This is a genomic window from Actibacterium sp. EMB200-NS6, from assembly GCF_001305615.1.
Taxonomy (GTDB): Bacteria; Pseudomonadota; Alphaproteobacteria; order Rhodobacterales; family Rhodobacteraceae; genus Actibacterium_A; species Actibacterium_A naphthalenivorans.
In genome coordinates, this window is record NZ_CP010869.1 from 1,978,173 (window position 1) to 2,002,701 (window position 24,529).

The window sequence follows — 24,529 nt, forward strand, 5'->3', positions numbered from 1 at the left end:
GCCACAATCGGCCCTGACACGGTTCCGCGCGGGTTCAGGTGCCTTTCCGCTCCCAGCCGGTGGGCGTGCATGCCCGGGACCCGCCGCCCCGGCAGCCGCGCCACGCGGCTATCGTTCGGCCGGTGGCTTCGCCAGTTGCCACTTTACCCGCGCGAAAGCCATCTGCACCGCCAGCCCCAGGAAAACATAGCCCATGTCGAACACCCAGGTACCGTCAATCAACGCCGCCTGGATCGACTGGCCAAGGATCGACAGCACCGTGCCGAGCGCGAAACAGGCCAGGCCGAACCGCCCCATCAACAGTACCGGCCAGACCCAGCGGCTGGCGGAGAGGTGCATCACCCACCTCTGGGTCGAAAGGAAATAGACCAGCGCCAGCAGATGCAGCAGGCGCGGAGCGGCAAGGAAGGTCTTGTCGAAGCTGACGATATAGAAGGGCCAGCCGTGGTCCTGCAAGAAACCGAGGGCGGCATTGCATGGGTCACGGATCACGCCGATCTTCACCCACGCCAGAACGAACACCAGCACCGCCAGCGACAGCCAGCGTGCCCACGTTACATTCGGGCACAGCCGCTCGCCCGTTTTCAGCCGCATCCCCGTGGCAAGGCCGATGACAAACAGAAACTGCCAGGCGAACGGGTTGAAAAACCATCCTCCCTCATTGGGGAAGGCCGGCATGTTCAGCCGCGCCTCGCCGGTGATGACCCACAGCAGGAACGATCCCCCGAGCATCACCCAGATATTGCGCTGGCCGATCAGGATCATCACGGGCGTCATCACCAGCAGCGCCGCGTACATCGGCAGGATGTTGATATAGCCGAACTGATGCCCCAACGTCGCGATGCCGATGGTCGCTTTCTCCGGCGCCCTGATCCACGGGGCGACGTTGTTGAGCGTCCGCATCTGATCCGCGCCGAACCAGTAGGCCGCGCCCAGCATGATCGCCAGCGAGATCACCGAGATCACCAGATGCACGGAATAAAGCGTCCATGCCCGGCCCCAGCATTTCGCGACGGCGCGCCACAGCGGCAGGCAGACAAAGGCCGCGGGATAGGCCAGCCCCGCCGCCATCCCCGACATGAACACAAAGCCCTCGGCCGCATCCGAAAAGCCGAAATTTCGGCTGGTCAGGGTTTCCAGCGGGTTGCCCGGCACGTGGTTGATAAAAATCATCACCAGCGCGAGACCACGGAAGAAGTCGAGCCGGGGGTCACGTGTCGACGCGGGCGCGCCCAGCGGAGCTTTGGTCGGGGGCATCTCAGGCAGTTACTTCAACGGCATCGGCGGCAGAAGCGGGCGCGGCAGGCGCGGAGCCGGTCCACAGGGTCACGATCCGGCGATGGTCGGCGATCACCTGCGGGATGCAGGTTTCTTCGGGCGTAAGGAACAGCGGCGGCGCGGACGGCTGCGAGCTGGCCCAGATGACCAGCGGTGCCAGCACCAGCGGCACCCCGATCGGCAGCACCCAGAGCATGAGATCGGGGGCGAGGCTCCGCGTGAGGAAAATGACGGCGCCGCCCCAGAGCTGGATCCACCAGCCCGCGGCAAAGGCATCGGGCAGCGTCAGCTGCCCGTCGCCGCGGGTCTGCGCCGGCCAGCCTCCGTCGCGCCCCATCAGCACCTGAAGCACCGCCCGCGTTTGCCACATCAGCATGATCGGCGCGTTGATCGAAGACATCAGCAATTCGCTCAACATGCCGCGCAGGGCCATGAACCGCCCGCCGAATCCCTCCACCCGCCCGCGAATGATCGCGTCCAGCAGGATCAGCACCTTGGGCAGCACCAGCAAACCGAACACACCCACCGCGACACCGACCGCTTTCGACGTCTGGTCCGAGGGAAAGACGGGAAAGAGCTGGAACGGTTCGGGAAAGAAATCCGGCTCGGGCGCGGTCGCCGTCGCGTAGAGGTTCGAGGCCAGGAACATCACCCAGAACAGCGGCGCGATATAGCTCAGGATGCCCTGGAAAAACACAAACCGCGACCACGCCCTGAGGCCGGGGGCCGACAGAAGACGCACATGCTGCAGGTTCCCCTGACACCACCGCCTGTCGCGCTTGGCGAAATCGATCATGTTCTGCGGCCCCTCTTCGAACGAGCCTGTCAGGTCGGGGTCCAGGCGCACCGACCATCCCGCACGCGCCAGCAGCGCCGCCTCTACATAATCGTGGCTGAGGATGTGCCCCCCGAAGGGCGGCGGGCCGCTGAGTTCGGGCAGGGCACAGCTTTCGGCAAATGCGCGCACGCGCACCAGCGCATTGTGCCCCCAGAACGGCCCCGTGACGCCCTGCATGGCGGCCTGCCCCTGCGCGAACACCGGCGAATAGAACCCGGCGGCGAACTGCATCGCCCGCCCAAAGCGCGAGCGCGCGCCGGTGATGCGCGGCAGCGTCTGCAGCAGGCCAAGTCGTGGCGCCGCCTGCATCCGTCGCACCATCTCCGCGATGGTTTCGCCCTCCATCAGGCTGTCGGCATCGAGGATCAGGGCAAAATCGTAATGCGCCCCCGAGGTTTCAAAGAAATCCTGAATATTGCCCGCCTTGCGGCCCGTGTTGCGGGGCCGCCTGCGATAGAAGAACCGGGCTTTCTTGCCCGCCTTCAGCCGCGCATCCTGTGCGCGGTCGTCCCACAGATGCACGAACCAGCGCTCTTCCTCGGCGCCCACACGTTCGTCCTGCGTATCCGACAGGATCGCGAAGTCGAAATGCGCCGCCAGCCCCAATCGGGTTAGCGCATCATCCATCGCCGCCACACGGGCGAAAACCACCGCCGGATCTTCGTTGTAGACAGGCATCAGGATGGCGGTGCGGGTGGTGATGGGCGTGACCAGCGGCGGGGGCGCCCTGCGCGCGGAAATCAGCCCCTCGACCGATTGCATCGCCCCCCAGGCCAGCCAGAAGGTCGTGATGAACACCAGCGCCGCGCGCACCCCGTCGACCACCTGATAACCGTCGGCGGCGCCGAATTGCAAAAACAGCGCCGCAGCGCCGGCCCCGAGGCCGACACTCACGAGCAACGCAAACGCACGCGCCGACAGCGCACCGCCGGAGGACGTTGTCCGGATCATCCGTTATCGGCCGCGCGCCGTTCGACCGAACCCGGCGGCGCACGCCATAAGCAGGCGATGCAGGGTCCTGCCACCGGCAAAGGGCGCCTCGATCACCTGCCTCGGCATCACCAGGGGCGCGTGGGGAAGCGCGGCTTCGCGCAGGATAGCCGCCTTGCGCGTGGCAAAGGCGAAGGTGTTTCCATCGGAAACGGAAGAACTGATCTGCGTCGTCATTCGCGTACCCATTGGTAAATCCATGTCTCGGTGAGCTTTCTCCCAAAACCCGCGACATGGGCAACAAGTTCCACCAGTCGCTCATTTCCACCATTTACATCGATGACAAGCCGCCACTTGTTGGTGTCTTCGATCTTTGAAAGAGCGATATGTTGAATTTTCCCGCGTGCAATGGTCACCACCGGTTCCAACACCGCATCTTCCGGCAGCCCCGCCATCAGCCCGCCCGCGAAATCGATCACGAACTTGCGCACCGATGCCTTGGTGTCGGACACGCCCGAGGTCCCGCCCCGCCCCACCAGCGTGTTGACGATCCACGCGCGGTCTCCCTCGCGGTCGGTGCCGAGCACGCCCCAGCGCAGGCGGTAGGCGTATTCGCGCGTCTCGCCCGCCTTCGGTTTGTCGGACGGCACCCAGAAGCTGACGATATTGTCATTGCCCTCCAGGTCGGAGGGGATCTCGACCAGACGGATCGCGCCCGGCCCCCAATCGCCTCGCGGTTCGATCAGCACCGACGGGCGATCCTGATAATGGGCGCCCGCGTCCTGATAATCGTCGAACGAACGGTCGCGCTGGATCAGGCCGAAGGATTTGAGGTTCGGCTCGGTGAGGTAGGAGCTGGCCAGCCGCGGCGGGTTGTTGAGCGGGCGCCAGAGCACATCGCCGTCCTGACGCACCACCATCAGCGCGTTGCTGTCATGAACCTGGGGGCGGTAGTCATCGAAGGCATCGCCATTCTTTTCGTCGAACAGGAACATCGAGGTCAGCGCCGCCACGCCCAGCTGTTCCACATCGCGGCGGAAATGCAGCCTGGCGGTCACATCAATCACGGTTTCCGCGCCCGGACGGATCACGAAACGGTAGGCGCCTGTGCACGACGGGCTGTCGAGCGCGGCGTAGAGCACGGCGGTTTCCTGCCCGTCGGCGGGACGCTCCAGCCAGAATTCGGAAAAGCGCGGGAACTCCTCCTCGCCGCCGAGCCCGGTGTTGATCGCGAGCCCGCGCGCGGACAGCCCGTAGCTGCTGCCTCGGGCCAGAGCGCGGAAATAAGACGCCCCCACGAAAGCGACCAGTTCGTCGAACTTGTCGGCGCGGTTGAGCGGCGTGTTCAGACGAAAGCCCGCCACGCCCGGTAAATCCTGACCTTTGGGCACACGGTCGGCGAGATCATCGTAGTAGAGGAAATCCTCGGTGGAAAAGCTCATCGGCGTCTGGGTGCCGTCGATCACTTCGTGGATTGCCACGGTCTGCTTGTACAGCCAGCCGGGATGGAAGGCATGCACGCGGAACAGCGCGCCGTCGTCGCGCCAGCGCGCGCGGTCCGGATTGAACTGGATCTTGCGATAATCGTCGTAGTCGAGATCCGCGATCACCTCTGCCGCATCGGCGGGCGCCCGGTAATCGGATCGGGCCGCCTCTGCCATGCGCGCATCCAGCCAGTCGAAGGAAAACGGCTGCGGCTCGGCCGGCGCGGGGGCGGGCTGGGCCACGGCTTCGGGCGCCCCCGGCTCTGGCGCGGCGGCCTCCTGCGTCAGAGCCGGGCGCGCGAAGGCGACAGCGGCCACAGATCCCGAAAGAGTGGAAAGAACTGTACGACGAGTGAGGCGGGACAGGCCCGCTTCAGAAGACTGCGACTTTACAGACATTGCACACACATTGAACCGAACTTGCTTTCGTACACACGTCATCCTGCGCATGCGACTCACTCACATGACAGTTCCGTGACCCTGACCAATTATGACCAGTTTCGCCGCACCGCCACATGAATCTGTTGAACCGGTTGAGAACTGGCGGTTTTTCGCAGGTCGCCGACCTGCCGGCAAGAGCGGCTCCGCCGCCAAACCGCTGCTGTTGTTGCGAAGAATAGCAGGAAATAAGCTGTTTCAGCGAAGAACGGATCATCGGGATCTTGAAAGAGCGCCAGGCGGCGGCCGGATCTGGCGGAGGCGCGGAAAGGTCTGTCCGGAATCAAGCGACGTGTTTCACGGGGAGTGGCGCCGGACGCCCGTGCCCGTTGGCCCAGGCCCTCGCCCCCGTGCCGGCGGGCAAGGCGGCGCCCGGCTTTCTGGCATCTTGCCGCCTCGACTAATTTTCCAGGTTCGGGTAGCGTGCCCGAAGCAGGTGCGCTCCATCCGGCAACCCGCTGTTTTCAAAGGCTGCCGTTCCCCCGTGATCGGCCTAGAAAGAGGCCTATGCGCAAGATGATGGCTGACCGAGCGTCCTACAGGCACCGCTGACAATGCTCGACATCCTTCAGACCCTGCTCGACATGGCAAGCTCGCGGCCGATCGAGGCGCTCATCCTCTTTCTGGCGCCCTTCGCACGTGAGGATGTCGCCATCGTCGTCGGCGGCCTTCTCATCGTCGAGCAGCGGCTGCCGTTCGGGCTGGCCCTGGCAAGCCTCTACGCCGGGATCGTGGCCAGTGATTTCCTGCTGTTCGGCCTTGGCAGGCTCGCCCGGCGGAACAACCGGCTTCGGCGGCTCCTGCTGCACCCGAGGGTCGAGCGGGCCAACGCGTGGCTGCTGGGCCATGTGCCGGCGGCGATGATCGTCGCGCGGATCGTCCCCGGTGTCATCTTCCCGGTCTATGTGGGCTGCGGCCTTCTGGGGGTGCGGACCGCCGTGTTCGCGCTGATCACGATGGCGACGGCCGCGGTCTATTTGCCCGCGCTGCTCTGGCTCGTGGTCCGCTTCGGCGATGACGTGCTCTCGGGGGCCGGCTATTGGGCGTGGGTTCTGACCCTCACCATTCTGGTGATCCTGATCACCAACCGGGCGCGGAACCCGCCGTGGGGCCTGATGCTGCGTGTCGGCCGCTTCGGGTTTGCGGGGGTGTTCCGGCAGGCCGGAAAAGCCATCAAAGGGGTCGGCAAAAGCCATGCCGGGATGCCGTCTCTCGGCGCCCTCTCCTCGCGCATCGGGCTGGCGGAGAGGATCCCGCCGAAACTCTTCTACGTTCCGATGGCGTTTCAGTGGCTCTGGCTCTCGGCCAGGTATCGCAGCCTGTCGCTTCCGACGCTGGTCAACCCGCTGATCGAGGTTGGCGGGCTCTGGGGCGAGTCGAAACAGGTGTATCTCGACATGGTGTCAGGCGAGGCCCGGCAATGGATCGCGCCCTATGTGATGATGGCGCGCGGATCGGCGGACGGCACCGCAGACGGGCGCCGGGCCGCCGCCCTCGCCCGGGAAAACGGCCTGACCTTCCCGCTTGTCGCCAAGCCCGACATCGGCTGGCAGGGCTACGGCGTGCGCTCCCTCGCCACCGAGGCCGAGTTGCTGGCCTATGTGGCGGCCTTCCCCGCGGGTGCCACGCTGATGCTGCAGCAGCTGGCCCCGTGGGAGGGCGAGGCAGGCGTTTTCTACGTGCGCCGGCCGGATCAGGAACGGGGCGAGGTCGTGGCGCTTACCCTGCGCTACTTCCCCCATGTGATCGGTGACGGGGTGCAGACGGTCCGTGACCTGATCCTCGCCGATCAGCGCGCATCGTGGAAGGCGGGGCTGCACTTCGGCCTGCAGAACAGGCACGGAGGCCTGACGCAACAGATGCTGAACCGGATTCCCGGCGCGGGAGAGATCGTGCGGCTTTCCTTCATCGGCTCGATCCGGGTCGGCGGCCTTTACCGCGACGCGGGCGCGCAGATCACGCCGGCGCTTTCGGAACGTTTCGATGCGATCTCGCGGTCGATGCCGGAGTTCCACTATGGCCGCTACGACATCCGCTTCGCCTCGATGGAGCGGCTGCAGGAGGGCGAGGATTTCCTCATCATAGAGATCAACGGCGCGGGCAGCGAATCGATCAGCGCGTGGGATCCCAAGACGCCGCTGCTTGAGGTTTACCGCCGGCTGCTCGCGCATCAGCGCATGCTTTTCGAGATCGGCGCGATGAACCGGCAGCGCGGCTGGAAGACACCGGGGCCGCTTGCGATCCTGCGCGCCGCCCGGCGACAGACCGGCCTGATCGGGCGCTATCCGCCTTCATCGTAAACCGGACGGCCTACTTGCATCCCTGCCCGGGCCTGCCCATCTGCAAGGCAACCGGGCGGATGCCCCGTGCCGAGGCTCCGGGTGCTTCGCCGGATCACGGGTACGGTTTCGCCAGCAACCCTATCGGCAGAAGGCGCAGGCAGATCCATGACAGATGTTCTCACGCACCCCGGCGCGGCGCCCGCAGACCGCTCGCTTGCGGCCCGCCTGATGTCGGGCGGCATGCCCGCGCAGGACGTGGTGGTGATCGCCGCAGCCGAGCGGCGCCCCGACGGCCCCTTCGCCCAGTTCCGCCGCTCGATGCGCGAGCGGTTTCAGGCCATCACCAACGTCGGGCTGACCCATCCCGCCTCAGGCCAGGCCGCGCTCGCCCGCCATGACCTGCCGGGGCGCAACGGCTTGCCGGCGCTCAGCTACCTCGCGGCGGGCGATTCCGCTGGCCGTCCGGTGGTGTTCATCCATGGCACGCCCGGCGAGGCGTCGGATTGGGCGCCGTTCCTGCGGCGCGCGCCCGCCGGCCAGCACCGGCTGGCGATCGACCGTCCCGGCTTTGGCCGCAGTGGCCCCGGCGCGCCCGTCGTCGCCCTGCCCGAACAGGCCCGCGCGATCGCCGCGCTGCTGGAGGCGGGCCCCGGGCCTGCCGTCGTCGTCGGCTCTTCCTATGGCGGGCCGGTGGCGCTGCAGCTCGCTGCAAACCACCCCGATCTGGTGTCGGGCGTGCTGCTGGTGGGCGCCGCCGCGGACCCCGTGCGCGAGCGGACACATCCCGCTCAGCGCCTTGCCGCGCTGCGCGCGGTGAGCAGCCTGCTGCCCCGGCCGCTTGTCCATTCCAACGCCGAACTGCTGGTGCTGCGGCGCGAGCTGGAGGCGCTCGGCCAGCGCATCGGGCGCATCCGCGCGCCGGTCACTATCCTGCAGGGGCTGCACGACACGCTCGTGCCCGCCGAAAACGCCGCCTATCTCGCCGAACGTCTTGTGGGCGTCGCCCGCCGGCGTGTCGTCCTCGTCGAACGCGCGGGCCACTTTCTGCACATCCTGCGCTCCACCCTCGTCGAAGACACGCTGCGGCACCTGCTTGCAGAGTCGAAGACGCCAGGCCCCGCGCCGGCCGCGCTGTCCTGACACCCGCGCGCTCAGGGCCGTGCAGGCCCCGGGCCTGACCGTTCGAACCGGCTACACCGCCTCGTCAAGCTTTCCGACCAGCGACTGGACGACGCTGCGCACATGCGCGATCTCGTCCGGCGCGGCCTCGATCCGCCGGGCGAGCTCTTTCGGCACCTCCTCTGCCTGCTCCCGCAAGGCACGCCCGTGGGGCGTCAGGGTGATCAGCACGCGCCGCTCGTCATCCGGGTCACGCTGACGCGCGACGAACCCCGCCTGCTCCATGCGCTTGAGCAGCGGGCTCATGGTGCCGTTGTCGAGATGAAGGCAGGCGCAAAGATCGCCGACGGAAACGGGGTCGCGCCCCCACAGCACAAGCATCACAAGATATTGCGAATAGGTCAGGCCGAGGGGCGCGAGCAGCGGCCTGTAGAGCCGCTGCAGAAGGTTCGTCGCCGCGTAGAGCGGAAAGCAGACCTGCCGGTCGAGGCGCAGCAGGTCGTCCGCCGCGGGGGTGTCATCGGGCCGGTCGGTCATTTTGTCGAAACGGAGATGGCCACATCGATGTTGCCGCGCACAGCGTTCGAGTAGGGGCAGACCTTGTGCGCGTCGGCAACCGCCGCCTCTGCCGTCGCCTGATCGACGCCTTTGAGTATGACATCAAGCGCGACCGTCAGGCGAAACCCTGCGCCGTCCGGCTCCATGCCGACCGTCGCCTCGACCTCGACATCATCGTCGCCGATCTTCTGTTCGCTCTTGCGCGTGGTGTGAATCACCGCGTTGCCGAAGCATGCGGCGTAACCGGCCGCGAAAAGCTGCTCGGGGTTGGTGGCGCCGCCCTTGCCGCCAAGCGCCTTCGGCATCGCCAGCCCGACCGCCAGAAGGCCGTCCGTGCTTTCGCTGGCTCCATTTCGGCCGCCGGTGGCCCTGACCGTGGTGGAATAAAGGGGGCTCACGATGATTGTCCTTTCACGAACGCATGTGGCTAGCTGTGTATTTGCCAGCAATACTATTGCAAGGGCAGATCACCGGCCCGGCCGAAAAACCGCGCGCCCCCGGCGATCACGCCGGATCGCGCATCAGCGGCGCGCGCGGGGCCCAAAGCCGCAGCTTTCCGCCCCGCACCACCGCCGTCACAGGCGCATTGGCGCGCACCGCCGCCGCCACGTCGGGCGCCGCGAGCAGGATGAAATCCGCCGCGGCCCCGGCCTGCGGTTCGGGCGCGGGCCGGCGCAGGATCCGGGCCGGGGCATCGGTGATCATGTCAAACACGCCGCGCATCTGGGCATCGGTGGCAAGCTGGTCGATATTGGCGTAGTAATTCGCCATTCGCAGCAACGACGCATCGCCGAAAGGTGTGAACGGGTTTTGCACGTTGTTGGTGGCCAGCGCCACCGCCGCGCCATGCGCCGCGATCCGATGGGCCGGCGCAACCCCGCGCGGGCGCAGCGGATCGGCCCGGTCACCGTTCAGGAAACTGTCGGTCGCCGGAAGCACCACAAGCCCGATCCCCGCCTCTGCCATCTGCCGCGCCAGATCGGCGCGCCGCTCCGGCGCGAAGGCGGCGAACTTCGTCGCATGGCCCACGGCCACCCGGCCTTGCCAGCCGCGCCTGATGGTCTGGGCGATGATTTCCGGCAGGATCGAACCATCCGGATCGAGATCGAAATCGGCGTGAAAATCCGCGTCCACGTCGAAACGCTCGGCCAGATCGAAGATCAACCCGACATGGGCCACCGGATCCCGGTCGGTATAGGGGCAGCCGCCAACCAGATCACCGCCCTGCGCCAGCGCCTGCTCCATCAACCCGCAGGTCGCCATCTCTTGCGTCAGCCCTTCCTGGGCGAAGACGCAAAGCTGCAGGTCGATCAGATCGGACCAATCCGCCCGCAGCCGTTTGAGCGCACGAAAGCTGCGCAGCCCGGCGCGCGGGTCCACCTCGACGAAACTGCGCATCCGCTGCGTGCCCGCCCGCACCGCCATCTCAAGCACCTGCGCGCCGCGCGCATAGACATCCTCTTCGGTAAAGCCGCGCTTGGCATCGGCGGTCAGGCGCACGGCCTCTGGCAGCGTGCCCTCGCAGATCGGGCATCGGCCCAGGATCATCGCCTTGTCGAGATGAACATGGGCGTCGGTGAAGCCCGGGCACAACAGCGCGCCCCGCGCGTCATGGCGGGGCAGATCGGCAGGCATGTCGCCGCGCGCACCGATCGCGGCGATCACACCCCGCGCAACATGAAGCGACAGGCCGCTCTGCCCGTTCGGAAGGCCGATATTGTCGAGGATGAAAGCCATACCGGTCAGGCGTACCGCTTTGTGAAAGGGGCGATCCGGCGTGTTTTCGTCTGGCGCGCAGGCGGCAGAAAAAGGCCGGAACTGGTGAAAATTCCGAGACGGGACAAGGATATGGCGCACCGGGCCATCCAACAAGCCGAAATCCATGGCGCCCGCCGCCTCAGGGCCAGCGCTTCGCCTCGGCCATGGCATCCGAGATCGTCGCGCGCAATGCGGGCGGCACCTGCTCGGCCTGTGCATGGTCATGCCATCTGGCGATCGCACCATCGACCTGCGCGATGATCTCCGTGGCGCGGCGCGGCTTGATCCCGGCGCGCTTCGCAACTTCCGCAAAGGCGGATGTCCCCGGTCGCCGCCCTTCGTCGCCAATGGTCAGCGTGTGCTCTCCGCCCGGGCCCTGGCTGAAGCTCAGATCATAGGCCGGGGCCAGCCGCCACGCCCCCGAGCCGTGCATAAGGAAAGCATGGTTCTTGAGATGGTCGTCCCGGTTCAGCGCGCGCGCGTTGAAGATCATGCGCCGATACATCTCTTCGGTGGCGCGGATGTCTCGGGTCACGCCATGCACCACCCGAAGCAGTTCGGAATAATCCAGCGTGGCCTCGCGGAAATCGACCTCGAGCAGGGCCGCGACGGTTTGCATATGCAACCGCCCCGCCCCCTCCCGGTCGAAACGATCCGTCACGAAGAAAGGCTCGCCCCGGTCAGAACGCAGCACCCCGGTCCATGCCATCTCGATCCCGGCATCCTTGGCCATGCGCGCATAGGCGGCCTCGGCCTCGACGGCGCCGGCCGGGTCACGCACGGCCCGGCGTTTGATCATCACATGACGCCATCCCGGCGCCAGCGGCAGCCGGTGACTCCGCAACCGATCCCCATCGGGCGAAAGCTGCGCCACGAATTTCGGCCGCGCCCCTTGCGAGCCGCCCGCGACCGCGCGCAAACGCTCCAGCTCCGAGGTGCTCGCCCCCTCTTCCACCTGGGGCACGAGCCGGGCGAACCAGTCGAGATCGATCTCCACCACCGGCTCCGGAACCTCTTCGGGCCGGTAGGTCAGCGCGCCCATCCCGTCCAGGCCAACCATGGCCAGACGGTCCAGCGGCGTGATGTCAGCCAGCGAACGCCCGCGGGACTGAAGCTCCCGGTCGATGAGCAGCCGCCCCCAGCCATCCGGCAGGCTGTCACCGAAGACCCCGGGCAGCCCGTCGAACGCCCGCCCGCGGGGGCGCAGCAGCCCCGCATGGGTCTTGACCAGCAAGGGCGAGATCGGCAGCGGGCGCGCCGCGAACGCCGGATCCCATTCGGCAGCGGCCTCGCGCCGCATATTGTCCCACCCCATCTGCCCGACAGCCACGGGCCCGGTTCCGGCGCCGAAATCGAGCGCGATGTTCAGCCGGCCGGTCACGTCCCGTCAGCCTTGCGCCGCACCCGGACCGGTCCGCGCTGTTTCATGCGGCGCTCAAGATCGTCGAGCGTTTCGGCCTCGACCTGCGGAAAGAGAAGGCGGAATTCATCCAGGGCATCCAGCGCCGCGGCGATTGCCAACACCGTGGCGAAAGAGCCCTCGCCTTTCTGCTCGAACCGTTTCAGGGTCGCGATGGCCACGCCTGACCGTTGGGCGAGCTCGTCCTGGGTCATGCGCAGTGCGATACGACGGGCCTGCGCCGCCTGGCGCACCTGTTCGCGAATATCCTCGGGTGTGTCGAGACCGGGTATGACCCGCATAAAGCTGCCCCTCCATTGTCGGGATGACAAATTCATCCTATCGGAACATGTACGCGATGACAATTATCAGGATCAAATACGATCTTTTAAATTGATAATATGGCAATAACGGATCACATATGATCCTTATTGCTATCAAGTGCCTCCCCATCAGGCGGGTAGAAAACCAAAACGGCGCCGCCCCGGCCGGCAACATGCGTCTTGCCCGCCCGCGCCAGGAGGATTACCGTTACCGCGAATCCGTTGGGGTGCCCCGAGAGGGGCTGAGAGGCACATCGCCAACCCATCGAACCTGATCCGGTCAATACCGGCGTAGGGAACGGAGCCAGAGCAGAGGCCGCACCCCGGCCCTTCTTTCTTCCGCGTTCCGCGCCGCCTTGGGAGAAAGAAACGATGGCCATCCCGGCAGCACTGACGATCGCGGGCTCCGACAGCGGCGGCGGCGCCGGGATCCAGGCCGATCTGAAGACGTTCTCGGCGCTCGGCGTCTACGGCTGCAGCGCGATCACCGCGATCACCGCCCAGAACACCCGCGGCGTGACCCGGGCAGAGCCGGTTTGGCCCGGCATGGCCGCCGCCCAGATCGACGCTGTTCTGTCGGACATCGGCATTGCGGCGATCAAGATCGGCATGCTGGCCAACGCGGAAATCATCGCGGAAGTCGCCGGTGCGCTGCGCCCGTTCGACGGGCCGGTGGTGCTGGATCCGGTCATGGTGGCCAAGTCGGGCGCGCCCCTGCTGGCGGCGGATGCAGTCGCCAGCCTGATCCGCCACCTGCTCCCCCGGGCCGATCTCCTCACGCCCAACCTGCCCGAGGCGGCAAGGCTGCTCGGCACGGCCGAGGCCCGCACCGATGAAGAGATCGAGGCGCAGGGCAAGGCGCTGCTCCAGCTTGGCGCCGGCGCCGTGGTGATGAAGGGGGGCCATGCCGAGGGCCCGGTCTGCACCGACCGGATGATCACCACCAGCGGCATCACGCTGTTCGAGGCGCCGCGTCTTGCGACGCGCAACACCCATGGAACCGGCTGCACCCTGTCGGCGGCGATCGCGGCCGAACTGGCCAGGGGGGCCGCGCCGCAACAGGCGGTGAAACGGGCGCATGGCTGGCTGCACGCGGCCATCGCCGCCGCCGACGGGCTGGAGATCGGCCACGGGCATGGCCCGGTGCATCATTTTCACGAGGTCTGGGCATGACCGGCCCCGTCACAGTGACCGGCGCCGGGGTCGCGGGGCTGTGCGTGGCGACGGAACTGGCCGCCCGCGGGGTGAGCGTGACGCTGCGCGACCGCGCCGCCCGCCCCGGCCCGCATGGCTGTTCGTGGTGGGCCGGCGGCATGCTGGCCCCCTTCTGCGAGGGCGAAACCGCCGAGGAGCCGGTCGTCCGGCTGGGTCGGGAGGCGGCCGGTTGGTGGGCGCGGCAGGGCGTTCCCGTCATCCGCAACGGAACCCTCGTGCTGGCGCTGGGACGGGACCGGCACGAGATCACGCGCTTCGCCCGCCGCACGACCGGGCACCGGGCGCTGGATCGCGACGCGCTCGCCCGGCTCGAACCCGATCTGGCGGGCCGTTTCGACGGGGCCCTGCATTTTCCCGACGAGGCGCATATCACCCCCCGCGCGGCCCTTGCGACCCTGCATGACAGGCTGGTGGACCAGGGCGCGACCCTCGATGCCAGCCCGGCCGCCCCGTCCGGCATCACCGTGGATTGCCGGGGGCTTGAGGCCCGCGACACCCTGCCCGACCTGCGCGGGGTCAAGGGCGAGATGATCGTGCTGCACACGCCCGAGGTGACGCTGCACCGCCCCGTGCGCCTGCTGCACCCGCGCTTTCCGCTTTATATCGTGCCGCGCGGCGATGGTGTCTTCATGCTGGGCGCGACGCAGATCGAAAGCGGCGAACGCGGGCGGCCGACCGTGCGCTCGGTGCTGGAGCTGCTGACGGCGGCCTATGCCCTGCACCCGGCCTTTGCCGAGGCCGCCGTGCTGGAGATCGGCACCGACGCCCGCCCCGCCTTTCCCGACAATCTGCCGCGCATCCGGCGGCGCGGCGCGACCATCCATGTTAACGGTCTGTTCCGGCACGGGTTCCTGCTGGCCCCGGCGCTCGCGCGCATGACCGCCGATCTGATCTGCGACAACAAGAACCCGGAGGTGATGGATGAAGATCACGGTGAACGGTAATCCGGCCGACATACAGGCGGCCACCCTGCCCGAGGTTCTGCGCGAACTGGGCTATGGCGACGCGAAAGTCGCGACCGCCGTCAACGAAAGCTTCGTGCCCGCCGCCGCGCGCGCGGGCGTGACGCTGGCCAGCGGCGACCGGCTTGAAATCGTCGCGCCGCGGCAGGGGGGCTGACATGGTGGCCTTCTATGGCACAGAGCTGTCTTCGCGTCTGATGCTGGGCACGGCGCAATACCCCTCGCCGGCGGTGCTGGCCGAAGCGTTCCGGCGATCCGGCGCGGGTATCGCCACCCTGTCGCTGCGCCGCGAGGCGGGCGGCGACCAGGCCGGCGCGGATTTCTGGGCGCTGGTGCGGGATCTGGGTGTCAGGGTGCTGCCCAACACGGCCGGCTGCCACTCGGCCCGCGAGGCGGTGACGACGGCGCAGATGGCGCGCGAACTGTTCGGCACGCCCTGGATCAAGCTCGAGGTGATCGGCCATGCCGACACGCTCCAGCCCGATCCCTTCGCGCTGGTCGAGGCCGCGCGGATCCTGACAGATGACGGTTTCCAGGTCTTTCCCTACACGACCGAGGATGTCGTTCTGGCCGACCGTCTGCTGGCGGCGGGCTGCGAGGTGCTGATGCCCTGGGGCGCGCCGATCGGCACCGGGCTGGGGCTGACCAACATCTACGGGCTGCGGACCCTGCGCGCGCAGTTCCCCGACGTGCCGATGGTGGTGGATGCGGGGCTGGGCCTGCCCAGCCAGGCGGCGATGGCGATGGAGATGGGGTTTGACGCGGTGCTGCTGAACACCGCCGTCGCGCGGGCGGGCGATCCGGCGGCGATGGCCGAAGGTTTCGCCAAGGCCGTCGCCGCCGGGCGGCTGGCCCATGAGGCCGACCCGATGGAGCCGCGCGACATGGCCGCCCCCTCGACCCCGGTGATCGGCAGGGCGTTCCTGTGATGCCGAGCCGTTTCTATCCGATCTTCGACAGCCCCGGCTGGCTCGAACGCGCCCTGCCGCTGGGCGTGAAGCTCGTGCAGCTTCGGATCAAGGACCAGCCCGAGCAGGCGCTGCGCACGGCGATCACCGCATCGCAGGCGCTGTGCCACCGCCACGGTGCGGTACTCGTGGTCAACGACCACTGGCGCCTTGCCATCGATGCGGGCTGCGACTGGGTGCATCTGGGCCAGGAGGATCTGGCGACCGCCGACATCGCCGCGATCCGGCGGGCCGGGCTGAACCTGGGCGTCAGTACCCATGATCATGCCGAGCTGGAGCGCGCGCTGGCGCTGGCGCCCGATTACGTGGCGCTGGGGCCGGTCTATCCGACCATCCTGAAAAAGATGAAATGGCACCAGCAGGGCCTGGCCCGTGTGACCGAATGGAAAGCGCGGATCGGCGACATTCCCCTTGTCGCCATCGGCGGCATGAGCGTGGCGCGCGCACCGGGTGCCTTTGCCGCCGGGGCCGATATCGTGTCGGCGGTCACGGACATCACGCTGAACCCCGACCCGGAGGCGCGGGTGCGCGAATGGCTGGAGGCCACGCGATGACCCGCTATGCCCGCCAGATCGCCGTGCCGGAGTTCGGCCCCGCCGGGCAGGAGGCGCTGCGCCGGGCCCGTGTTCTGGTGGTCGGCGCCGGCGGGCTGGCGGCGCCGGTGCTGCAATATCTGGTCGGGGCGGGCATCGGGCATATCCGGCTGGTCGATCCCGATATCGTCGATGTCTCGAACCTCCACCGCCAGACGCTGTTTCGCGCGGAGGATCTGGGCCACCCCAAGGCGCGCTGCGCCGCCCGCCACCTTGCCGCGCTCAACCCCGACACTGTGGTTGACGCCCGCGTCACGGCGCTGAACCCCGCCAATGCCGCCGATCTTTGTGCCGGGGCGGAAATCGTGCTCGATTGCGCCGACAGCTTCGCGGCCAGCTATATCCTGTCGGATATCTGCCACGCGCGGGCCACCCCCCTGATCAGCGCCTCGGTCATCGGGCTGGAGGGCTATGTGGGCGGGTTTTGCGGCGGCGCGCCCAGCCTGCGGGCGGTGTTCCCCGATCTGCCCGAGCGCATGGCAAGCTGCGCCGAAACCGGCGTGTTGGGCCCGGTCGTGGGCACCATCGGCGCGCTTCAGGCGCAGATGGCCATCGCTCTGCTGACCGAGCTGCCGCCCGGCCCGCTGGGCCAGCTTGTCACCTTCGACGCGCACGGCCCGCGCTTTGGCGGGTTCCGCTTTGATGGCGCGCCCGAACCGGCCCGCGCCCGGCGCTTCGCCGCCCCGGACGCGCTGCACGCGGGCGATTTCATCGTCGATCTGCGCGGCCCCGGCGAAGGCCCCCCGCCCCATCCCGCCGCCCGCCGCCTGAGCGTGGCCGACATCGGCCCCGACGGCCCCCGCCCCGCCCCCGGCCAGCGCGCCGCCTTCTGCTGCCGCTCCGGGCTGCGCGCCTGGCAGGCGGCAGACCGCCTGGCACGCTGCTGGGACGGAGAGATCATCCTCGTCGCCCTTGGCGACCCAACCGAAGAGAGACCATGAAACACCTCCTTTTCGCCGCCCTGCTCGCGGCCAGCCCCGCCGCCGCGCAGGATCAGATGACGCTTGTGCTGGACTGGTTCGTGAACCCCGACCACGGGCCGATCATCGTGGCGCAGGAGAACGGCTATTTCGCCGATGCGGGTCTGCAGGTCGAGGTGATCGCCCCCGCCGATCCCGCCGACCCGCCCAAGATGGTCGCCGCCGGCCGCGCCGATCTGGCGATTTCCTATCAGCCGCAGCTGCACCTGCAGGTGGCCGAGGGCCTGCCGCTGATCCGTGTGGGCACGCTGGTGGCAACGCCTCTGAACTGCCTGCTGGTGCTGGAGGATGGCCCGGTGAAAGCGATCGCCGACCTGAAAGGCGCCAGGGTGGGCTTTTCGGTCGCCGGTGTCGAAGAGGCGCTGCTGTCGGCGATGCTGGCCCGCAACGGGCTGTCGATGAACGAAATCACGCTGGTGAACGTCAACTGGTCGCTCTCGCCCGCGCTGATGTCGGGCCAGGTCGACGCGGTGATTGGCGCCTTCCGCAATTTCGAGCTGAACCAGATGGAAATCGAGGGCGTTCCGGGCCGTTGCTTCTATCCCGAGGAAGAGGGCCTGCCCGCCTATGACGAGCTGATCTATGTCGCCAACCCCGAAACCATGGATGCCGACATGATCGGGCGCTTTCTGGCGGCGACCGAAAAGGCCACGCAGTATATCGTGAACCATCCCCGGGAAAGCTGGGAGATCTTCGCCGGCACCTCGCCCGAGCTGCAGGACGCGCTGAACGAAAAGGCCTGGGCCGATACGCTGCCGCGCTTTGCCTTGCGCCCCGCCGCGCTGGACGCGGGCCGCTATGCGCGGTTCGAGGTCTTCCTGCATCAGGCCGGGCTGATCGCGGCCGCGCGGCCGGTCTCGGGGCTGGCCGTCGATCTGGGCGCGCCATGAGCGATTACGGGCACATCTTCCCGCTCTGGCGCGCGGCGGCGGGCGGGGCGTGGCAGCGCTATACCGGCCATGCCTTTGTCGCGGGGCTGTGCGACGGCTCGCTGCCACGCGCTGCCTTCCTGCATTACCTGACGCAGGACTACCTGTTCCTGATCCATTTCTCGCGCGCCTGGGCGCTGGCCGTGACAAAGGCCGAAACGCCGGACGAAATGCGCATCTGCGCCGCCACCGTCCATGCGCTGATCGACGAGGAGATGCGCCTGCACGTGAAAACCTGCGCCGAGGCCGGGATTTCCGAGGCCGCGCTGCAGGCGGCCGAGGAACGGGTCGAGAACCTGGCCTATACCCGCTACGTGCTGGACGCCGGCCATTCGGGCGATTTTCTGGATCTGCTGGCCGCGCTCGCGCCCTGTGTTCTGGGCTATGGCGAGATCGGCGCGCGGCTGATGCGCGCGGCGGGCGAAACACCCTATGCGGACTGGATCGCCACCTATGGCGGCGCGGAGTATCAGCAGGTCTGCCACGGCGTCGGCGCGCTGATCGACGGCGCCGTGGCGCGGCGGATCGGTGATGCGCCGCAGGCAAGCGCCCGCTGGGCCACGCTGTGCCACCGGTTCACCCTGGCCACGCGGCTCGAGGCCGGGTTCTGGGACATGGGCCTGGCGCCATGACCCCCCCGCCCGGCCTGTTCCTTGACGGCACGGCCGCGATCGGCGGCAGCCCGGTCTTCGGGCCGGTCCGGTTCGAGGTGCCGCCGGGGCAATGGACCTGCCTGTTGGGCGCCTCGGGCGTGGGAAAAAGCACCGTGCTGCGCCTGTTCGCGGGGCTGGACGACGGCATCACCTTTGGCGGCAGCTTCGGCGCCTCGGATCACGCGCCGCTGCACGGGCGGGTCGCGCTGATGGCGCAGGAGGATCTGCTGCTGCCCTGGCGCGACGTGCTGGGCAATGTCACGCTGGGCGCGCACCTGCGGGGCGCGGCGCCCGACATGGCCGCCGCCCGGCACATCCTGGCCCGCGTGGGCCTGGCCGATCACGCGCAGAAGAAACCGAACGCCCTGTCCGGCGGTCAGCGGCAGCGCGCGGCGCTGGCACGCACCCTGCTGGAAGATCGCCCGGTGGTGCTGCTGGACGAGCCTTTCTCGGCGCTCGACGCGCGCACCCGGGCGCAGGTGCAAGAGCTTTCGGCCACGCTGCTTCAGGGCCGCACCGTTCTGCATGTCACCCATGATCCGGCCGAGGCCGCGCGGCTGGGCCACCACATCCTGCACATGCACAGCGGCGGCACAGAGCCCCTGCCCGCCCCTGCAACGCCCACGCCGCGCCCGTTCGACGCCCCGGCCACGCTGGAATTGCAGGCGGCGCTGCACCGCCGGCTGATGGCGGCGGCATGAGCCGCGCCCTGCGCCCGCTCGGCCTCGTGGCGCTGTTCGCGCTGCTCTGGCAGGGGGTGGTCAGCCTGACCGGCATTCCCGGTTTTCTGCTGCCCGCCCCCGCGCGCGTCGCCGAAACCCTGTGGACCAGCCGCGCGCTTTTGGCCGAACATGCGGCCATCACCGCCGCCGAGGTGCTGATCGGGCTGGGCCTTGGCGCGTTTCTGGGCTGGTGGGCGGCGATCCTTCTGGCCGCCTCGCCCTTTGCGCGCGGCATCCTGCGGCCGATGCTTGTCTTCAGCCAGGCGATCCCGGTCTTCGCGCTGGCGCCGATCCTGACGCTGTGGCTGGGCTACGGGCTGTGGTCAAAGGTGGCGATGGCGCTGCTGATCATCTTCTTTCCGGTGAATTCGGCCTTTTTCGACGCGCTGATGCGCACGCCCCCGGCCTGGCTGGGCATGGCCCGTGTCATGGGGGGCGGTTTCTGGCGCGTGATGTGGCAGATCCGCGTGCCCGCGGCGCTGCCGGGCTTTGCCTCGGGCCTGCGGCTGGCGGCGGTCTATGCCCCGATCGGCGCGATCATCGGCGAATGGGTCGGGGCGTCCAAAGGGCTGGGTTATCTGATGTTGCTGGCCAACGGCCGGGCCAAGGCCGATCTGATGTTCGCGGCCCTTCTGGTGCTGGCGGTGCTCACGCTGCTGCTGCATGCCGCGATCGACGCGGCTTGCGACCGTGCCCTTCGCGGCCGCACATAGCCGCGCGCCACCCCGCCATGGGGTTGCGGCCCGCCTATCCCGCGCCGACCACCGCGAACGCCGCCCAATAGGACGGGTGCGCCCGGATCCCGTCGCCCCGCGCGCGCGCCAGCAGCCGCAGCACCGCCCCGCGCAGCGCCTCGGCCGTGTTGATGCCCGGCTGCCGGCTCCGCTCTTCGAACAGCCCGGTCGAGATCTCCACCGCCGCCTGCGAATAAACCGGCCAGTGGGTGACAAGCAGCGACCGCGCCCCGGCGTGAAAGAACGCCCGCGCCAGACCCGACAGGCCGTCTTCGTCGCCCGCCTCGCCGGCGGCGGTGTTGCAGGCCGACAGGACCACCAGATCCGAGTTCAGCCGCAGCACGGCGATTTCCGCCGCGCTCAGCAAACCGTCGTCCCGGGCGCTTGCCGCGTCGGGCGGGGTCAGCACCAGCCCCGGCGCGCGCGCCCCGCTTTCGCCCGCCGTCAGCCCGTGGGTCGCGAACACGATCACGTCATAGGCCGCCAGCCCGCCCGCTGCGTCCATATCCTTGATCGCGCTTTCGGTGGCCGCCGCGCCCAGCAGGACCGTCGCCGGAGCGGCGCCGAAGTTGCGCCGGATCGCCAGCAGCTCGCAGGTTGCATCGGGCAGGCGCGGCAATGCGCGCAGGGCGGCGGTATCGGCCAGCAGCAGCCCGTCGCGCCCCGCCTTGCCCGACATCACGCTGCCCGTCGGCGGGGCCGCGCGCAGCATCGCCAGTTCCATCGCGCCGCAATCCGCATCGGCCGCGCTGCCGATCGCCGGATCGCCCACCGCCAGAAGATGGCCCGCCGCTGCACCTGCGGGCCGCACTGCCTGACGCAGCACCCGGAAACTGGGCACCGAAGGCAGCACCGAAATCGCGTGGCGCCGCACCATCCAATCGGCATCGGCCAGCGTGCCGGGTGTTCGGGCGGTGGTGACAAGCGCCTCGAACGGCAGGCGCAGCAGGTCGGGCGGCGGCACAAGGATCAGGTGATCGCGCCCGTCCAGCGCCGCCTCGACCCCGCCGAACAGATCGAGGTAAAGCGCATGCGCCCCGGCCAGATCGAACCCCTCCGCGCCGCCCTCGCTGTCATCCGATGACAGCCCGACCATCGCCCCGCGCGTGCCGGCCGCCCGGCCACCCGCGCAGCCCGGCTCGCCGACCGCCACCTGACAGCGGAAATCGCCTATTCGCGCGCGCAGCACCCGCCGGCTGGTTTCGCGCACCGGCGCGATCGAGACGCCATCGGCGGTGATCGCCACAACCATGTTCGAAGACGCCTCGAGCCCGACCACCTGATCGGCGCGCAGCCCCGGCAGCAGGAAGGTGACAAGCGCCTCGCGCGGGCCCAGCAGCCGCTGAACCTCGGCGATGGAAACCGGGGTGACGCCGCCAAATCCGGTGCCCTCCAGCCCCAGCGCCGCAAGCGCGGCATCGACCCGCTGCAACCCGGCCTCCAGCTCATCGTTCCGGCGTGTCAGCGCCGCGATGGCCTGCTGGCCTTCGCCCGCGGCATAGCCCGCCAGCAGGCGCGACCTGTTGCTCTTGTGATCCTCGAGCAGGTCCTGACGCTGCCGCAGCAGCGCCGCCTGTTCCGGATCGCCGAGTTTCAGCCGCGCCTCCATCATCGCCAGCGCATCCGCCGAACGGGTGATCTGGGTCCATTGCAGCGCCGTGAACGCCTCGTCCAGAATGGCCGGATCGTCGTCGCCCTCTGCCAGCAGCGCCCAGGCGAGCATCTCGAAATCACCCGACGCCTCGGGCAGCGCGGCGCGATAGGCGGGCGATTTACGCCGTTCGGTGATCCGGCGCAGCCCCTCGATCGCCTGCGCGCGATTGCCGGCGGTCAGATGAAACAGCACCAGTTTCAGTTCGGTCTCGATCGCGTTCGGCATCGTCTCGGGCAGGGCCTCGCGGTTGATCTCCACCGCCTCCTGGACCAGCCGGACCGCCATTTCGCGCCGGCCCAGCACGAACAGCAGATCCGCGGTGTTGGTCAGGGTGAGGGCCAGATCGGGATGGCCCGCCGGCAGCGCGGCGCGCGCGATCTCCAGCGCCGACAGCGCGGCCGCCTCGGCCGCCGCGTTCCGCCCCAGTTCGGAATAGGCCAGCGCCTCGACACCGTCGATGCGCGCCGCCAGATAGCGGGTGTTCCACTTCTGCTCCTGGGTTTCGGCATCACGGCGGAACAGCGCGCGCGCCTCGGCGGCCATGGCCAGCGCCTGTTCCGGGCGGCCCAGCGATATCGCCAGGCCGGCGCGGTTGGTGCCTTCGATCACAAGGTCGACCGGCGTCAGCGGCGCGGCCCCGAGCGCAAGCGCCCGCGCATAGGCCGCATCGGCCTGGGCATAGAGATCTTCGGCGCGCCCATAATCGCCGGCAAGCCAGGACAGCGAGGCCAGATCGGACAGCACCAGAAACAGGCTCTGGCGCCCCGCGTCGCTTTGCGCCAACACCGCCAGCGCCTTTTGCAGATCGGCAGTCGCCTCCTCCGTCAGTCCCAGGTTCTCGCGCGCGGCGGCCCGTTCGCGCAGGGCGTGGCCCAGCCGGGGGTCGGCGCCGCCATCCAGCAGTTCGGCGAAGGCCACCGCCAGTTCGGTGTAGTCGAGCTGGACATCGCGCCGCTCGGTATAGCCCGAAAGCTGCGCCGCCTGCAAAAACAGCGAGGCGGTTTCATCGACATAGGCGCGATCCTCGTCGCTCAGCGGCGCCTCGGCGGCCCAGTCGCGAATGGCCTGCGCGGCGCGGCCATATTCGCCAGCCTGGTGATAGTGGAAATAGATGCTTTGCAGATAGCTGCGGATCGCCTCTGTCTCATCGGGCAGAAAGGCCCGCAGGATGCTGATCTTTCCCCGGATCAGGGCAACCGCATCCAGATGGCGCTCTTCGGCCTCGGCGGCGTCCTGAGCGGCGGAATAGGCCTGAAACACTGCCCCGAACATACCGCTCAGCAACGCGGGTTCGACCGCCAGCATCTGTTCCAGATAGCGCGCCGCATCGTCATAGCCCCCTTCGGTGAAGTGAAAGCTGGACAGCGCGCCAAGCGCCGCACCCTCCAGCGGACCGCCCTGGGCGGCGGTCAGAAACCGGAGCAGCCGCTGCCCGCCGGCCTCGGGGCTGCCCGCCGCCGCCTCCAGCCCCGCCAGATTGGCGGTGACCGTCAGCGCCGCCGGCGAAACATCCTGCCCCCGCGCGGCCAGATGCTCCAGCGCCTCTTGGTAGAGCACGCCCGATCCCTGCCCGGCCTGACCGGAAAGCTGCAGGCCATAGGCCAGATTGTTCAGCGCATAGGCGAAAAGCTGCGGGTCGGGCGCGGGATGGCGGCGGGCAAGCTCCAGCGTCTCGCGCGCCAGGGCGATGGCGTCTTCCGTGCGCCCCTCGGACAGGGCGGCGACCGTGGCATCCAGCCCGCCCTGCAGCGCGGCCAGCGGCTCCGCCCCGCACCGAAGCGGCAGGGCAAAGCACCAAAGCGCGGCGGCCAGAACAGCCGCGCGCGCCCGCATCAATAGCCGGCCGGCATCAGCGGCAGACCGGCCATCTGCCAGGCCTGAATCCCGCCGCGATACCAATAGACGTTGGAATAGCCCGCCGCGACGGCGCGCAGCGCCCCGTTATAGCTCAGCCAGCACATCGGATCGCTGCAATAGATCACGATCGGCGTGTCCGTCTGCCCGTCGGTGATCTGCCCCAGCCATTGCCATGTCTGCTGCTGCATGCGGTCGTTCAGGCTGCCCGGTGTCGCCATCGCCGGCGCGACAAAGGCGTTCGGCAGGCTGTAGTCGCCGCCCAGCACATCGATCAGCACCATCTGCATGCCGTTGTTCAAGGCCGTGGCCAGCCCTGCGGTCGACACGACATTGGCGCCCGGCAGGCTGGTGGGCGTCGGGGCGTGGAACTGCCCCTGCCGCAGCTGCTGTTGTGGCGGCACCCCGAAATCGCGGCTTTCGAAGGCAAGGATCTGCGGATCAACCTGAAGCCCGGGCTGTTCCTGCTGCGCCGGCGGTTGCTGTTGCTGGACCGGGGGCTGGGGTTGCGGCGGCGGCTGCGTGCCCCCGGCCACCGGCGGCGTAGGGCCGGGCGGCGCTGCGCCGGGGGTGAAACTGCTGCCGCCGAAATCCGATCCGCCGACGGGCGGCGCCGCGGGTTGCGGCTGCGGCGCGGGCGCGGCGCCGCCGTCGAAGCTGCCCCCGAAACTGCCACCGAAATCGCCGCCCCCCGGCGCCGGAGGCTGCGGCACCGGGGCCGGCGTGCCTCCCGCCCCGAAAGAGCCATCGCCGAACGAGCCGGCACCGAACCCCGATTGCGCCGCGGCGGGCATCGCCATTGCCGCGACCGCTACGGCCAGAAGGCCGGCCTTTGATATGCTGAACATGCTGATGCCC

At 68.7% G+C, this 24,529-nt stretch carries 23 protein-coding genes and 1 riboswitch; of the genes, 12 read left to right on the forward strand and 11 right to left on the reverse strand.

Annotated features, from left to right (window positions below; all coding sequences use genetic code 11):
• Positions 1 to 108 precede the first annotated feature (108 nt).
• The 4 genes from TQ29_RS09645 to TQ29_RS09660 are packed head-to-tail and all read right to left on the reverse strand — an operon-like array spanning position 109 to position 4,929.
• Complete coding sequence (locus TQ29_RS09645) at positions 109 to 1,257, reverse strand: OpgC family protein (protein ID WP_054538980.1); 1,149 nt, start codon at positions 1,255 to 1,257, stop codon at positions 109 to 111.
• Position 1,258: 1 nt separating this feature from the next.
• Positions 1,259 to 3,067, reverse strand: coding sequence for a glucans biosynthesis glucosyltransferase MdoH (mdoH, locus tag TQ29_RS09650; protein WP_054538981.1), 1,809 nt, complete (start codon positions 3,065 to 3,067; stop codon positions 1,259 to 1,261).
• A gap of 3 nt (positions 3,068 to 3,070) precedes the next feature.
• A complete protein-coding gene (locus tag TQ29_RS09655; protein WP_054538982.1) occupies positions 3,071 to 3,283 on the reverse strand; it encodes a hypothetical protein in 213 nt (70 codons plus the stop codon).
• Positions 3,280 to 4,929, reverse strand: a complete 1,650-nt coding sequence (locus tag TQ29_RS09660) for a glucan biosynthesis protein (protein WP_054538983.1) — start codon at positions 4,927 to 4,929, stop codon at positions 3,280 to 3,282. Before TQ29_RS09660 ends, TQ29_RS09655 begins: the two co-directional genes overlap by 4 nt.
• A 593-nt stretch (positions 4,930 to 5,522) precedes the next feature.
• Between TQ29_RS09660 and TQ29_RS09665 the strand changes: the two genes are divergently transcribed.
• Both TQ29_RS09665 and TQ29_RS09670 read left to right on the forward strand, forming a co-directional pair.
• The gene (locus tag TQ29_RS09665; protein ID WP_054538984.1) at positions 5,523 to 7,268 is read left to right on the forward strand and encodes a DedA family protein; all 1,746 of its coding nucleotides are present in this window, start codon (positions 5,523 to 5,525) and stop codon (positions 7,266 to 7,268) included.
• A gap of 147 nt (positions 7,269 to 7,415) precedes the next feature.
• A complete protein-coding gene (locus tag TQ29_RS09670; RefSeq protein ID WP_054538985.1) occupies positions 7,416 to 8,390 on the forward strand; it encodes an alpha/beta fold hydrolase in 975 nt (324 codons plus the stop codon).
• 51 nt (positions 8,391 to 8,441) lie between these two features.
• Here TQ29_RS09670 and TQ29_RS09675 read toward each other — a convergent pair whose 3' ends face one another.
• The 5 genes from TQ29_RS09675 to TQ29_RS09695 all read right to left on the reverse strand — a co-directional run bounded on the left by TQ29_RS09675 (position 8,442) and on the right by TQ29_RS09695 (position 12,386).
• Positions 8,442 to 8,906: a MarR family winged helix-turn-helix transcriptional regulator gene (locus tag TQ29_RS09675; protein WP_054538986.1), complete on the reverse strand. Its 465-nt coding sequence runs from the start codon at positions 8,904 to 8,906 to the stop codon at positions 8,442 to 8,444.
• A complete protein-coding gene (locus TQ29_RS09680; protein WP_054538987.1) occupies positions 8,903 to 9,325 on the reverse strand; it encodes an organic hydroperoxide resistance protein in 423 nt (140 codons plus the stop codon). Before TQ29_RS09680 ends, TQ29_RS09675 begins: the two co-directional genes overlap by 4 nt.
• 106 nt (positions 9,326 to 9,431) lie before the next feature.
• Entirely contained in the window at positions 9,432 to 10,664 is a 1,233-nt protein-coding gene (locus TQ29_RS09685; RefSeq protein ID WP_054540392.1) for an amidohydrolase family protein, read from the reverse strand.
• A 160-nt stretch (positions 10,665 to 10,824) separates the two neighbouring features.
• Positions 10,825 to 12,066: a type II toxin-antitoxin system HipA family toxin gene (locus TQ29_RS09690; protein WP_054538988.1), complete on the reverse strand. Its 1,242-nt coding sequence runs from the start codon at positions 12,064 to 12,066 to the stop codon at positions 10,825 to 10,827.
• On the reverse strand, positions 12,063 to 12,386 hold the full coding sequence (locus tag TQ29_RS09695; RefSeq protein WP_054538989.1) for a helix-turn-helix domain-containing protein: 324 nt from the start codon (positions 12,384 to 12,386) through the stop codon (positions 12,063 to 12,065). Before TQ29_RS09695 ends, TQ29_RS09690 begins: the two co-directional genes overlap by 4 nt.
• A 234-nt stretch (positions 12,387 to 12,620) precedes the next feature.
• Positions 12,621 to 12,722, forward strand: a riboswitch (TPP riboswitch).
• 57 nt (positions 12,723 to 12,779) lie between these two features.
• Here TQ29_RS09695 and thiD point away from each other — a divergent pair.
• From thiD to TQ29_RS09745, 10 genes are read left to right on the forward strand one after another with little or no spacing between them, the layout of a single operon-like run.
• Entirely contained in the window at positions 12,780 to 13,580 is an 801-nt protein-coding gene (gene thiD, locus TQ29_RS09700) for a bifunctional hydroxymethylpyrimidine kinase/phosphomethylpyrimidine kinase (protein ID WP_054538990.1), read from the forward strand.
• Positions 13,577 to 14,566: an FAD-dependent oxidoreductase gene (locus tag TQ29_RS09705; RefSeq protein WP_054538991.1), complete on the forward strand. Its 990-nt coding sequence runs from the start codon at positions 13,577 to 13,579 to the stop codon at positions 14,564 to 14,566. The genes thiD and TQ29_RS09705 overlap by 4 nt, the downstream gene beginning before the upstream one ends.
• Positions 14,544 to 14,741: a sulfur carrier protein ThiS gene (gene thiS, locus TQ29_RS09710; RefSeq protein WP_037211344.1), complete on the forward strand. Its 198-nt coding sequence runs from the start codon at positions 14,544 to 14,546 to the stop codon at positions 14,739 to 14,741. Before TQ29_RS09705 ends, thiS begins: the two co-directional genes overlap by 23 nt.
• Before the next feature lies 1 nt (position 14,742).
• Positions 14,743 to 15,513: a thiazole synthase gene (locus tag TQ29_RS09715; RefSeq protein ID WP_054538992.1), complete on the forward strand. Its 771-nt coding sequence runs from the start codon at positions 14,743 to 14,745 to the stop codon at positions 15,511 to 15,513.
• A complete protein-coding gene (locus TQ29_RS09720) occupies positions 15,513 to 16,106 on the forward strand; it encodes a thiamine phosphate synthase (RefSeq protein WP_054538993.1) in 594 nt (197 codons plus the stop codon). Before TQ29_RS09715 ends, TQ29_RS09720 begins: the two co-directional genes overlap by 1 nt.
• Entirely contained in the window at positions 16,103 to 17,086 is a 984-nt protein-coding gene (locus TQ29_RS09725; RefSeq protein WP_054538994.1) for a HesA/MoeB/ThiF family protein, read from the forward strand. Before TQ29_RS09720 ends, TQ29_RS09725 begins: the two co-directional genes overlap by 4 nt.
• Positions 17,083 to 18,015 (forward strand): ABC transporter substrate-binding protein, encoded by a 933-nt coding sequence (locus tag TQ29_RS09730; RefSeq protein WP_054538995.1) that lies wholly within the window; start codon positions 17,083 to 17,085, stop codon positions 18,013 to 18,015. Before TQ29_RS09725 ends, TQ29_RS09730 begins: the two co-directional genes overlap by 4 nt.
• A complete protein-coding gene (locus TQ29_RS09735) occupies positions 18,012 to 18,686 on the forward strand; it encodes a TenA family protein (protein ID WP_082386592.1) in 675 nt (224 codons plus the stop codon). Before TQ29_RS09730 ends, TQ29_RS09735 begins: the two co-directional genes overlap by 4 nt.
• Positions 18,683 to 19,408 (forward strand): ABC transporter ATP-binding protein, encoded by a 726-nt coding sequence (locus tag TQ29_RS09740; RefSeq protein WP_054538996.1) that lies wholly within the window; start codon positions 18,683 to 18,685, stop codon positions 19,406 to 19,408. Before TQ29_RS09735 ends, TQ29_RS09740 begins: the two co-directional genes overlap by 4 nt.
• Positions 19,405 to 20,142 carry an ABC transporter permease gene (locus TQ29_RS09745; RefSeq protein WP_054538997.1) on the forward strand — a complete coding sequence of 246 codons (738 nt, stop codon included), beginning with the start codon at positions 19,405 to 19,407 and terminating at the stop codon, positions 20,140 to 20,142. The genes TQ29_RS09740 and TQ29_RS09745 overlap by 4 nt, the downstream gene beginning before the upstream one ends.
• 34 nt (positions 20,143 to 20,176) lie before the next feature.
• Here the strand turns inward: TQ29_RS09745 and TQ29_RS09750 are convergent, their stop codons facing one another.
• Entirely contained in the window at positions 20,177 to 23,650 is a 3,474-nt protein-coding gene (locus TQ29_RS09750; RefSeq protein ID WP_054538998.1) for a CHAT domain-containing protein, read from the reverse strand.
• Complete coding sequence (locus TQ29_RS09755; protein ID WP_054538999.1) at positions 23,650 to 24,519, reverse strand: rhodanese-like domain-containing protein; 870 nt, start codon at positions 24,517 to 24,519, stop codon at positions 23,650 to 23,652. Before TQ29_RS09755 ends, TQ29_RS09750 begins: the two co-directional genes overlap by 1 nt.
• Between the last annotated feature and the right edge of the window lie 10 nt (positions 24,520 to 24,529).